9 protein-coding genes and 2 pseudogenes are annotated in these 12,896 nt (G+C 39.4%); 5 read left to right on the forward strand and 6 right to left on the reverse strand.

What is annotated here, in order from left to right:
* The 6 genes and pseudogenes from A9Y75_RS20760 to A9Y75_RS20780 form a co-directional block, all read right to left on the reverse strand.
* Window positions 1-981 (reverse strand): ABC transporter substrate-binding protein, encoded by a 981-nt coding sequence (locus A9Y75_RS20760; protein WP_071191428.1) that lies wholly within the window; start codon window positions 979-981, stop codon window positions 1-3.
* Between the two features lie 154 nt (window positions 982-1,135).
* Window positions 1,136-2,952 (reverse strand): annotated as a pseudogene (locus A9Y75_RS29840) (ATP-binding protein); the annotation flags it as partial.
* A 204-nt stretch (window positions 2,953-3,156) separates the two neighbouring features.
* Window positions 3,157-3,933 (reverse strand): annotated as a pseudogene (locus A9Y75_RS29845) (cache domain-containing protein); the annotation flags it as partial.
* Window positions 3,926-4,387, reverse strand: coding sequence for a response regulator (locus A9Y75_RS20775; RefSeq protein ID WP_071191430.1), 462 nt, complete (start codon window positions 4,385-4,387; stop codon window positions 3,926-3,928). The pseudogene A9Y75_RS29845 and the gene A9Y75_RS20775, both read right to left, overlap by 8 nt.
* On the reverse strand, window positions 4,365-4,595 hold the full coding sequence (locus A9Y75_RS27850; protein WP_236721486.1) for a hypothetical protein: 231 nt from the start codon (window positions 4,593-4,595) through the stop codon (window positions 4,365-4,367). The genes A9Y75_RS20775 and A9Y75_RS27850 overlap by 23 nt, the downstream gene beginning before the upstream one ends.
* 84 nt (window positions 4,596-4,679) lie before the next feature.
* The gene (locus A9Y75_RS20780) at window positions 4,680-7,025 is read right to left on the reverse strand and encodes an MASE1 domain-containing protein (protein WP_236721487.1); all 2,346 of its coding nucleotides are present in this window, start codon (window positions 7,023-7,025) and stop codon (window positions 4,680-4,682) included.
* 135 nt (window positions 7,026-7,160) lie between these two features.
* Between A9Y75_RS20780 and A9Y75_RS20785 the strand changes: the two genes are divergently transcribed.
* From A9Y75_RS20785 to A9Y75_RS20805, 5 genes are all read left to right on the forward strand, one after another.
* The gene (locus A9Y75_RS20785; protein ID WP_071191431.1) at window positions 7,161-8,504 is read left to right on the forward strand and encodes an adenylosuccinate synthase; all 1,344 of its coding nucleotides are present in this window, start codon (window positions 7,161-7,163) and stop codon (window positions 8,502-8,504) included.
* Between the two features lie 250 nt (window positions 8,505-8,754).
* On the forward strand, window positions 8,755-9,051 hold the full coding sequence (gene rplY, locus A9Y75_RS20790; RefSeq protein WP_071191432.1) for a 50S ribosomal protein L25: 297 nt from the start codon (window positions 8,755-8,757) through the stop codon (window positions 9,049-9,051).
* Window positions 9,052-9,398: 347 nt separating this feature from the next.
* Window positions 9,399-10,952, forward strand: coding sequence for an AAA family ATPase (locus A9Y75_RS20795; protein WP_071191433.1), 1,554 nt, complete (start codon window positions 9,399-9,401; stop codon window positions 10,950-10,952).
* Between the two features lie 257 nt (window positions 10,953-11,209).
* Window positions 11,210-11,719: a hypothetical protein gene (locus tag A9Y75_RS20800; protein WP_071191434.1), complete on the forward strand. Its 510-nt coding sequence runs from the start codon at window positions 11,210-11,212 to the stop codon at window positions 11,717-11,719.
* Between the two features lie 181 nt (window positions 11,720-11,900).
* Window positions 11,901-12,692 (forward strand): YdcF family protein, encoded by a 792-nt coding sequence (locus A9Y75_RS20805; protein WP_071191435.1) that lies wholly within the window; start codon window positions 11,901-11,903, stop codon window positions 12,690-12,692.
* The last annotated feature ends 204 nt before the right edge of the window (window positions 12,693-12,896 follow it).

Raw genomic sequence — 12,896 nt, forward strand, 5'->3', positions numbered from 1 at the left:
TTAGGAGGGAGAGTTCAAAAACGAAGAATTGAACAAACTTTTTAGCTCAGGAATGCGCGTCACGTTTCCAGAGCGAATAAAAAAGTCTGCATATATTTTGGCAGTTTTGTAAATGGAGTTAGGGTTGCTAGATTGAAATAATTTTTGATTTTCACCTAAATCAGTGAGGTTTACTCCCTCCAGGGAGATTGTATTACTAGGAATTTTTAAGGCTTTACTGACTATCGCGTTTCCTTCCTGAACATTTGCCCTCCAGTAGGCAGCGGCTTGCAGCCATCCTCGCACAAATGCCCGAACGTCTTCGGGGCGATCGCGAATTATCTCTTTGCGAAAGACAATCAGATCTAAAATCAAGCCTGGGGTTTGTTTGCTGGTAAATAGGATATGTCCCCCTGATTTGATAGCTTCAGAAAGATGGGGTTGCCAAGTGTGTCCGGCTTGAATAACATTATTTTTCAGGCCTTGAGGAATTTCTAAAGCCTCTAATTTAACCAATTTCACATTATCGCTGGTCAAGTTGACAGTTTTCAACATCTCAGTCACGAAAAGTTCGCTAAAACCACCTAGACTTGCACCTAGTTTTTTCCCTTGCAAGTCAGCGACAGTTTTTATTTGTGGTTGGGCGACTACTACATCTGCTCCTGTTGATTCATCTATAACCAGCACGCCTTGTATATCAGGATTTGTGGCACTCAAGATGATAACACTTCCCAAGGAGATTGAAGTACCATCATACTTACCCGCACTGAAATTTGCTCTTTCCAATTGGGCGTATGGTTTAGAAATTAGTTCCACATCTACCCCTTGGGCTTTGAAGAATCCTTTTTCTTGAGCAATGATGCCTGGATACTCTCCAATAAAAGATGTAAATTGCACTTTCAAAGGAAGGCGTTTGAATTCGGTCGGCGATGAAGCATGACAAGCAAATAGCAAACAGACGGTAATCAGAAAAATACTAACATATCTGAGTAGTTTCAACATGGCAACTTAATATTTTCTAATTATTACTTATCAAAGGTTCAGTGAACTCAACTAATTTCTCAAATTCAAATTGTCGGGCAAGTTTTGTTAAAGATAGAATTAACAAAGTTTCTGTTTTGGGAATTTCTTTGATTAATTCTATAACCAAATTTGTATCTGGTAAACCATTGGGAAGAACACCGTTAGCAGCACCGAATTCACCATTTTGAAACTTGAGAAAACAAGCATCATATATAGTTGTCAAAGCCGAAATGGCGCGATCGCTGGGGACAATATCTGGTAAACTCAATAAACGAGTGTAGAATTGCCCACACAATTGGTCAGCCATAACTACATCAGAACCACTTTCGCTATCCAAACGGTAATATTCACCACTTCTAAAGCTGCTTCATATAATTGATTAATCCATTCTTGATCCATACAACTTAGACTATCAGATGTTAAAGATTTTTCTTCTATATGTTCCAAATTTGCAGAATGAGTTTCAGCAAATATATATTTAACACCAAGATGTTTAGCCAGGGCATCAAAAATTGTGTGTTCGGCAAAAGGTTTGCGGAGAAAGTCATCACAACCAGCAGAAAGAACTATGGCTTTCTCTTCTTCTAAAACACTCGCAGTTAAAGCTATCACCGCCGTAGCATTGCCTTTAGTAGTAGATTTAATATGCTTAGTAGCCTCGTAACCATCCATGACAGGCATCCGCATATCCATCCAAATTAAATGCGGTTCCCACTCATCCCAAATAGTTATGGCTTCTTGTCCGTTACTGGCTTCTTTGATCTCAAAACCCAAGGGTTCTAAAAGCTTAATTAACAATTGACGATTAATAGATTTATCATCTACTGTTAATAGTTTATATATAGGCTGTCCTGGTGCAATTCCTAAAACTTGTGGCTGTTCTTCTAAAGCATTACTGTTAATTTTTTGACCTAATTTAGCTTGAATATAAAATTTAAAAGTTGTCCCTTTTCCTAATTCACTTTCAACGGCAATATCTCCTCCCATTAACTGTACAAATTTCCGACTGATAGCTAAACCTAAACCTGTTCCCTCCTGAGAATCTTTCCCAGATTGTGTTTGCAAAAAAGCCTCAAATAATTTTGGTAATTCGGCAGCGGCAATACCCATTCCTGTATCACGAACTTGAAAATCAAGAGTCACAATATCTGTGATTTCTTCACTGCTATTATTGACAGTTAAAATAATTCCTCCTGACTGAGTAAATTTGATAGAATTACTAATTAGATTAATTAACACTTGTCGTAGTTTTACTTCATCAGTGCAAATATAACGGGGGACATTTTCACTCCTTTGAAATATTAAAGTTAAGCCTTGATTACTGGCTCGTAAATGTAGCATATCTTCTAAATCATCTAGCAAGCGATAAAGGTCAAAATCTTTAGGATTAAGGGTAGTTTTACCTGCTTCTATTTTGGATAAATCCAGAACATTATTAATTAATGTTAGTAGATAATCTCCACTGCGATAAATGATACCTACATTTTCATATTGATCGGAGGGGAGATTTTTAGCACGTATCATCAATTGCGAAAAGCCAAGAATAGCATTTAAAGGTGAGCGCAATTCATGACTCATGTTGGCAATAAATGTACTTTTAGCTTGATTTGCTACTTCTGCTTTTTCTTTAGCAATTACTAATTCTGCGGTGCGTTCCTGGACACGATTTTCTAAAGTTTCAAAAGATGTTTGTAACTGAAAAGCCATACTATTAAATGAATCAGCCAAATTTTCTAGTTCAGAAACTCCTTTGATTTCTACGACCTGACTAAGTTCACCAGTAGAGATCGCTCTACTAGCTTGACTTAATAGCTTAATCGGTTTAGCAATCAAATTTGAGGTAATAATTCCTAATCCTGTAGCGAGAATTAAAGTTAAGAGACAAAGTAAAATAGTTGTCTTGGTATTAGCTTGAATTTCTCCCAGGAATTGAGATTCTGGAATGGCCATCACTACTACCCAATCCAAACCATATTTATCTCGATAGGGAATGACGCGAACAAAAGGATTTTGGTCAAGATTAGGGCGGAGTGATTGTGGTTTATTAATTGCTTTTAAACTACCAAATAGTTTTATTAACTCCCCAGTCAAATCACGAATGACTATTTCACGACTATTCAAGGCTTTCAGTCTTGTTGCTTTGCGATTGACAATGGGTGCAGGAGATTCATTTGATGTACTCGCAACCAGTAATCCCGATCGCTCTATGATGAAGATGTGACCTGAGTTTTGTTTATTCAGTGTTTTCAGAAATTGGCTAATTTTATTAAGTTCAAGATCAATACCAAATACACCTAGAAAATTTTTCTGTTTGTCATAAACTGGAGTGCTGGCTGAAATGCTGAAGAAAGTAGCTGCATCTCCCTGATTGTAAATAGAACTCCAAATGGGTTTACCTGCTTTTACTGCATCTAAGTACCAAGCAGAATTAATTACCTCTGGATCTTCTATTGTGTAGCGTAAATTGACACGATTACCTTGATCATCTACTGAATAGCCATATCTTTTATTGCTATGTGGAAGAATTTCTACAATTCCCCAACTGTAATCTTCTTCATAACCACTACCAATAAATCCTCCCTCTTTACTACCAAAGTTATTATAAGCAAAATTAAACGCTCGCACCTGATGATAGAAATATTTACCCAAAGCCTTAAAATCATTCAAGTCCAAGATTCCCGACTCAAAAGCCTCCACATTCATGCGGTTGATTTCCTGAGCTTTTCCCATATAACTATCAAGATATTGCTCAATGCGATTACTCGTCTCCGTCATCAATTCCTCGGCCAGTTTTGCAATCGCCTGCTGTCCGGTTCGGTAAGACAAATAGCCCACTAGCCCTACCGCGCCGACAATTTGCAAGACAAAGGGGATAATTAACAATAATCTCAGGGGGATTTGTTTTGATTTTTTGGCGTTATGACTATTCATTATTTATCAAAGGTTCAGTAAACTCAACTAATTTCTCAAATTCAAATTGTCTGGCAACTTTTCTTAAAGATTGAATTAACAAAGTTTCTGTTTTGGGAATTTCTTTGATTAATTCTATAACCAAATTTGTATTGGCTTCTAAAGCTGCTTCATATAATTGATTAATCCATTCTTGATGCATACAAGTTAGATTATCAGATCTTAAAGTATTTTCTTCTATCAATTCTGATTTTTCAGAATGATTTTCAGCAAATATATATTTGATACCCAGATGTTTAGCCAGGGCATCAAAAATTGTGTGTTCGGCAAAAGGTTTGCGGAGAAAGTCATCACAACCAGCAGAAAGAACTATGGCTTTCTCTTCTTCTAAAACACTCGCAGTTAAAGCTATCACCGCCGTAGCATTGCCTTTAGTAGTAGATTTAATATGCTTAGTAGCCTCGTAACCATCCATGACAGGCATCCGCATATAGTTCCACATCTACCCCTTGGGCTTTGAAGAATCCTTTTTCTTGAGCAATGATGCCTGGATACTCTCCAATAAAAGATGTAAATTGCACTTTCAAAGGAAGGCGTTTGAATTCGGTCGGCGATGAAGCATGACAAGCAAATAGCAAACAGACGGTAATCAGAAAAATACTAACATATCTGAGTAGTTTCAACATGGCAACTTAATATTTTCTAATTATTACTTATCAAAGGTTCAGTGAACTCAACTAATTTCTCAAATTCAAATTGTCTGGCAACTAAGATAGAATTAACAAAGTTTCTGTTTTGGGAATTTCTTTGATTAATTCTATAACCAAATTTGTATTGGCTTCTAAAGCTGCTTCATATAATTGATTAATCCATTCTTGATCCATACAACTTAGACTATCAGATGTTAAAGATTTTTCTTCTATATGTTCCAAATTTGCAGAATGAGTTTCAGCAAATATATATTTAACACCAAGATGTTTAGCCAGGGCATCAAAAATTGTGTGTTCGGCAAAAGGTTTGCGGAGAAAGTCATCACAACCAGCAGAAATAACTATGGCTTTCTCTTCTTCTAAAACACTCGCAGTTAAAGCTATCACCGCCGTAGCATTGCCTTTTGTCGTAGATTTAATATGCTTTGTAGCCTCGTAACCATCCATGACAGGCATCCGCATATCCATCCAAATTAAATGTGGTTCCCACTCATCCCAAATAGTTATGGCTTCTTGTCCGTTACTGGCTTCTTTGATCTCAAATCCCAAGGGACTCAGAAGTTTGTACAAAAGCTGTCGATTAATAGGCTTATCATCCACTGTGAGAATTTTGTAAGTAGGCTGTCCCGGAGCAAGCGCCAACACACGCTGCCGCCCTTCTGTACTATTGCTGATTGTTTCTTGACCCAATTTCGCCTGAATATAGAATTGAAAAGTTGTGCCTTTTCCTAATTCACTTTCAACGGTAATATCCCCTCCCATCAACAGCACAAATTTACGACTAATTGCTAAACCTAAACCCGTTCCTTCCTGCATTTCTTTTCCAGCTTGAGCTTGAATAAAAGCATCAAATAGTTTTGGCAGTTCCGCAGGTGCAATACCCACACCAGTATCTCGAAGACAGAAATGGAGGCTAAAAACATCCTCTGTTCCTTCATCCCCTTTTTCTACACTCAGAGTAATTGATCCTCCATTGGGGGTGAATTTGATGGCATTACTCAGTAAATTAATTAAAACTTGCCGGAGTTTTACTTCATCGGTGCAGATATGATTGGGGACGTTTTGACTACGCTCGAATATCAGTTCTAAGCCGGCATCACTAGCCCGCAAATGCAACATATCTTCTAAATCATCCAGCAAGCGATATAAGTTAAAGTTATGTATATTTAGAGTTGTTTTACCAGCTTCGATTTTCGATAAATCCAGAATATGATTAATGAGCGTTAGTAAGTAGTCACCGCTACGATAAATAATCCCGGCATTTTCATACTGCTCTGGGGGGAGATTATTAGCCCGTAACATCAATTGCGAAAACCCAATAACTGCATTGAGAGGCGATCGCAATTCATGGCTCATATTGGCAATAAACGCGCTTTTGGCCTGGTTCGCTGCTTCGGCTTTTGTAGCTAGTTCCTGTGCTTTAGCTTCACTTTCTTGTAAATCTCTAGTACGTTCAAAAACTCTTTGTTCTAGCTCGGCATTGGCTGTTTTCAGATTTAACCTATATTGATGGTTTTCTGTGACAATAGCTAACATAACCATAGTAGTCACAGATATTACACCTATAAACAATTGTAATAACAAAATTGAATGATTCTTTAAAGCCGCGTCATAAAATACTCCTAAGCGATAACCAGTGGCAACAGCAGCTAGTGTCGAAATAATTACTACCAATATAGTAGTAATTTTGCGACCAAAGCGAAAAGCAGACCAAAACAATGGCGGTAATAGTAAATACTCTAATGGTTTTGGTTGAATAAAAGTAAAATAACTAACTATAGATAAAGTAATGACTGTTACTAATATTTCCCGGTTTAGCCAATATTTCACTTCAACAGCAGGTATCTTTTTAGCTAAATTTAAGACAAGTGGAGCAAATAATAAAATTCCTATAGAATCACCAACCCACCAACCCAAGGAAATTTCTAAATATTTATGCCAAGGTTCATAACCACCTAAACAAACTGTAATTGCTCCTAATAAAGCTTGAAAAATAGTGCCAGTAAACAAACTACAAAGAGAGAAAATGACTACATTTTTAACTTGATTAAGAGGATAATTGGTTCGAGTTAATAGCAGTATTAGCGTTACAGAAATTAGTGAGCCAATAGTAGTACCAATACCGCCAATAAAAGCTAAAATTATAGTTTTAATGCCGATAGAATTAGCTAACATTGCTCCTAAAAAAACTCCAAACCAACGCGCGCGCCCCCACAGCAACAAAAAGCCAATAGCAAAACCTGTAGCTGGCCAAACAGGAGTACCAAAAGCAGGAACAGACATTTTTTTCAATACTAGCCAAGAGACAATATAGTAAATCATGGCAATAATTAATACATCAAACCACCAGCGGGGATTTTGGTAGTCAACACCAAGGTGATCAAAAATTCGGATTTTTTTCATAAAGAACAGGGAACAGGGAACAGGGAACAGGGAAAAGTTTTTCTGAATTTTGAATTGATTTGAGTTTCTTGACAAAAGATCAAGAATCTGTTAATAATTGTAATTTGTGGAAACTTTACCCTTTAATATAATCTCTTGGCTAACGTCATTGTCATAGGTGCCCAGTGGGGCGATGAAGGAAAAGGTAAAATAACTGACTTACTCAGCCGCTCCGCAGATGTGGTGGTACGTTACCAAGGGGGAGTTAACGCTGGACACACAATCGTAGTCCAAGGTCAGACATTTAAGCTGCACTTAATTCCCTCTGGTATTTTGTATCCAGATACTGAGTGTATTATCGGCTGTGGGACAGTGATAGATCCACAGGTTTTGATAAAAGAACTCGAACAACTAGAAAAACTCAATATTTCCACTGCTAATCTGCTCATATCTCAGACGGCTCACGTTACCATGCCTTACCATAGGTTGATTGACCAGGCATCGGAAGAACGACGGGGAAGTCATAAAATCGGCACGACTGGTAGAGGAATTGGCCCCACCTACGCTGACAAATCTGAGCGGATAGGCATCAGGGTTTTGGATTTGATGAACCCAGATGAATTACGTGACCAGTTAGAGTGGACGATTAATTATAAAAACGTCATTTTAGAAAAGCTGTATAATCTGCCGCCCTTAGATCCACAAGTGGTGATTGAGGAGTATTTAGGTTATGCAGAACGCTTGCGTCCTTTCGTCGTCGATACATCGTTGAAAATATATGATGCGGTTTTACGACGACGGAATATTTTGTTTGAAGGCGCACAAGGTACATTGCTTGACCTAGATCACGGAACTTATCCCTACGTCACATCCTCAAACCCAGTTGCTGGGGGGGCTTGCGTTGGCAGTGGACTAGGCCCGACAATGATAGATCGGGTGATTGGGGTATCGAAAGCCTACACTACAAGAGTAGGCGAAGGTCCATTCCCAACGGAACTAGATGGCGAAATTGGGGAATTGTTGTGCGATCGCGGTGCAGAATTTGGCACAACAACAGGGCGTAAACGTCGCTGTGGTTGGTTTGATGCTGTCATTGGTCGCTATGCAGTCCGCATTAACGGTATGGATTGTATAGCAATTACTAAACTTGATGTTCTCGATGAACTAGAGGAAATCAATGTTTGTGTAGCTTATGAGATTGATGGTGAACGTTGCGAACACTTCCCCACTAACGCCCGTCAATTCGCCCGTTGTCGTCCCATCTACAAAACCTTACCAGGATGGCAAGTGTCAACAAGTCACTGTCGTCAGCTGGAAGATTTACCACAGCAAGCACTGGACTATCTGAAATTCTTAGCCGAATTAATGGAAGTCCCGATTGCGATTGTCTCCTTGGGAGCAAGTCGAGATCAAACCATAATTGTAGAAGACCCCATCCACGGACCAAAACGCGGTCTGTTACAGCCAGATGGTACACCCGTCTCTCTACTGAGTGCATAGCGCAATTGAAGAAGACGCGGGGACGCGGGGACGAGGGGACACGGGGACACTCTTACACCCCATGTCTAAAGCCAGGGGATTCCAGCAAGGAATGTCTTTTTTCTTCTCCACGACTGTAGTCGGGGGCTTGAAACCATTTGCGTCGAGCGTCGGACACAGGCAACTCTCCGCGTCTGTGCGTCTCCCAGTCTCCGCGTCCTCTTCGGTCAACTCACAACTCACAACTCACAACTCACAACTCACAATTACTATGGCAATTACAGTCGAATCTCAAAAGCGCCCAGAAGGTAGCAAGCCCAACGCTTTGCGCCGTTCAGGGTTAATACCAGCAAATTTGTACGGTCACAAAGGTGCTGAATCAATTTCTCTAGTAGTTAATGCTAAAGTCGTTGAACGCCTGCTCAAACAAGCTATTCCTAACAAGACAGAAATTCAACTTGATATTCCTGAACTGGAGTGGAGTGGTAAAACTGTGCTTCGTGAAGTTCAGATTCACCCCGCTAAAGGTACAACCTATCACCTAAGTTTTTTTGCTGCTAAAAACTAAAACAAGTGTAAATTTTTTATTTCATATCACTTGAAGTTTGTAATAATTACTGATAAAACCAGGGGTTTAATCCTGGTTTTTTTTGTTAAGCGCCTTAATATCAGAGCCAAATATGGCCACAGATGATATAGCAGGGGACAGGGGACAGGGGACAGGGGACAGATGACTCTTGACAGTCTAAATATTTTTGCTTAAGTACTTATCTGCGTTTAAAAATCCAAAAACCTAAGTACCTGAGCAAAATTAATTGCACATTTTTTGACAAAACAGAAATCGCTGTATTCCTTGTCTATTCCCTATTCCCTATTCCCTCTGCTCAATATGAAATTTATTTTGCATGACTACTTATGACACAAACAACTCTTCCGGCATTAATTCAGCAAATGTTACAGCCAGGATTTTATCCCCATGCGGTGACAGAACCAATTCAACTCATTCAAACTCATGTTTCTTATGTATTGCTAACGGGCGATTATGTTTATAAACTCAAAAAACCTGTAAATTTTGGCTTTTTAGACTTCTCTACTAGAGAAAAACGCCAGCATTTTTGTCAGGAAGAGTTCCGTTTAAATCAGCGGGGAGCAGGTGAATTGTACTTGGAAGTTTTACCTATAACTTTAGCAGGAGAACAATACCATTTAGATGGAACAGGAGAAACTGTCGAATATACAGTCAAAATGCGCCAGTTTCCTCAAGAGTCTCTATTTAGCGAACTGTTTGCTGAGGGTAAGTTAAATGAAAGCAACTTAGAAAATTTGGGACGAGTGGTAGCTGAATATCATTCCAAAGCAGAGAGTAATGATTATATTCGCAGCTTTGGAGAAGTGCCAAAAGTGCGGTTAGCAATTGATGAAAATTACGGTCAAACTGAAAAGTATATTGGTAAACCTCAGACACAAGAACAGTTTGAGCAAACAAAAAAATATACAGATAACTTTTTTGCTCAATATCCAGAATTATTTAGCAGTAGAATTGCCAATAACTACATTCGTGAATGTCATGGAGATTTACACCTCAGAAATATTGCTCTGTGGAATGACAAAATACTGTTGTTTGACTGCATTGAGTTTAATGAGCCGTTCCGCTTTGTTGATGTTATGTATGATGTAGCATTTACGGTGATGGATATTGAAGCGCGAGGCCGTAAAGACTTGGGAAATGCCTTCTTGAATGCTTATGTAGAGCAAACTGGAGATTGGGAAGGTTTGCAGGTGTTACCTTTGTATTTAAGTCGTCAAGCTTATGTCAGGGCTAAGGTGACTTCGTTTTTATTAGATGATCCTAGTGTACCTGCGACTGTCAAGGATGAAGCTGCAAACACAGCATCTGCATATTATCGCCAAGCTTGGGAATATACTAAACCCAAACAAGGACAACTGATTTTGATGTCGGGTTTATCAGGTTCTGGTAAAAGTACCACAGCTAGATATTTGGCACGGAAATTGGGAGCAGTTCACTTGCGTTCTGATGCGGTGCGGAAACATTTGGCGGGAATTCCGCTGCTAGAACGTGGTGGTGATGAAATCTATACACCTGAGATGACACAGAAGACTTATGAACGGTTGTTGACATTGGGAATTACACTGGCTAATCAAGGCTGGACTGTGATTTTAGATGCCAAGTATGACCGTCAGCATTTACGCCAAGATGTCATAGCGCAAACACAACAACATCAATTACCTCTACAGATTATCCAATGTACAGCACCCCTAGAAGTACTACAAGAGCGTCTTGTTAACCGTACTGGTGATATTGCTGATGCTACTGCTGATTTGTTGGTTTCTCAACTTAACCAAGCTGAACCTTTTACAGACAAAGAGCAAGCATATATTAAAATTTTGGATACAACTCAACCACTAGAGGCACAATTACTAAAAAAGGGAATAGGGAATAGGGAATAAGGAATAGGGAACTCTTAACAGATAAGAAACTTTAGTTCTGAGTTTAAAGCTCAGTCAAAAAAAAGATGTTTTTTGAAGGAGAGTGGCACGAAAAAACATTGCGGAGCCGGAGCGGAGCCGCCTCCGATCATTAGTTCAATCTCATGTTTTTAAACATGAGTTTTTCCTATTCCCTGTTCCCTGTTCCCTGTTCCCTCTGAACTTATTTAATAATTTTCCCAATTCAAAATCTAAAACCCAAAATCCACAATTGGTATATGGCTCCCAAAAATAATCTCTTAGGCGATATTTTGTCTTCTTCGCCAAACTTCTTTTCTCAACTAGTCTTTGGGTTCATTTTAACCATTATCGCCACCTTCACAGGAGCCTCACTCATCTTGAGTCTCTTTGTGGGTATTATGGGTGGTTTTGCTTTAGGATGGTTCACCACTGTCAACGAAAATAACCCCCCGATGCCCAATGTAGCTTCTAATGATGGCATCGATGCTGCACTGAAATACTGGTTATTTTTCATGTTCAGCTTTTTGTTATTGGGTTATCGCGCCCCGATAAGTATCTTATTTGGGGGATTTGCTGCTGTCGGTGGAGGCTGGATTATTGCTTGGTGGAGAAGTAAGGAAGACGCTCAAATTGAGCCGACAGATGATTTTGCTGAAGAAGAAATTGAAGAAACCAATGAGAGGAGTACTAAACAGCAAAAGAGAAAACCTATCCGCCGTTATCGTCGCGCTCCTGGAAGTTTCAATTTTCGGTTTTGGCAAAGGTAAAATTGGGCATTGGGCATTGGGCATTAGAAAATTAATTATAGCCGTGGACAGGGTAGTTAGGACATCAATTGATAATGAAACTCCCACTACAAAAGGGTTTTACTCCTGACTCCTGACTCCTGACTCCTGACTCCTGCTATATATAACTCTTGCCTATTCCCTATTCCCTTCTCTACGAATTATGTTTCTATATCTTTCTAAATTCTTGCCTCTATTTTTTTACCCTTTGGGATTAGCTAGTGTCAGCTTGATAGTGGCTTTGGTAACGTTGTGGAAACGTCCACGAATTGCGGCAAGCGCTATTTCTCTATCTTTAATTTTATTACTTCTGTGCAGTAATGCTTGGGTGGCTAAAAATCTGGTGCGATCGCTAGAATGGCAAAATATCCCTGCTGCCCAAATCCCCAATGCAGAAGCTATTGTAGTCTTAGGTGGTGCCACTAAATCAGCTATTTGGCCTCGTCCCACTGTGGATTTAAGTGAACCAGGCGATCGCGTTATTTATGCGGCTCAACTCTATCGGCAAAAAAAAGCGCCTATAATCATCTTAAGTGGCGGTCGCATTGATTGGCGTGGTAGTGGTTCCCCAGAGTCAGCAGATATGGCCACCATCCTCACATCTATTGGTATCCCAGCCGAAGTAATAATTCAAGAACCATTATCTCTCAATACCTATGAAAATGCTGTCAATATCCGTAAAATTCTGGAAAATCGGGGTATTAAAAAGGTATTATTAATAACTTCTGCCATGCATATGCCGCGATCTCTGAAAATATTTCAGCGTCAAGGTATTGATGTCATTCCTACACCTACTGACTTTTTGGTTAGTCGGGGTGAACTGCAAGAACTCACCAGCACTCCCAAAGCCGCTATCCTGAATTTATTACCAGATTCTAATAACTTGAACCAATTTACCAACGCCTTAAAAGAATATATTGGCAGTTTTATTTATAGCTTACGGGGTTGGTTATGAAAAATTGATGTCAAACTTAAATATAGCCGTTGACAGGGTGGTTAGGATATCAATTGATAATGAAACTCCCACTACAAGAGGATTTTACTCCTGAACGGCAGTTGACGGCAGTTGCTACAAGTCGAGGAACCCGTCCACCGCACTGCCTCCTCCTGTACGGGCGTATTGCAATACGCCCCTCCTGACTCCTGCTATAACTTATAA

This window comes from Trichormus sp. NMC-1, assembly GCF_001858025.1.
Classification (GTDB): domain Bacteria; phylum Cyanobacteriota; class Cyanobacteriia; order Cyanobacteriales; family Nostocaceae; genus Anabaena.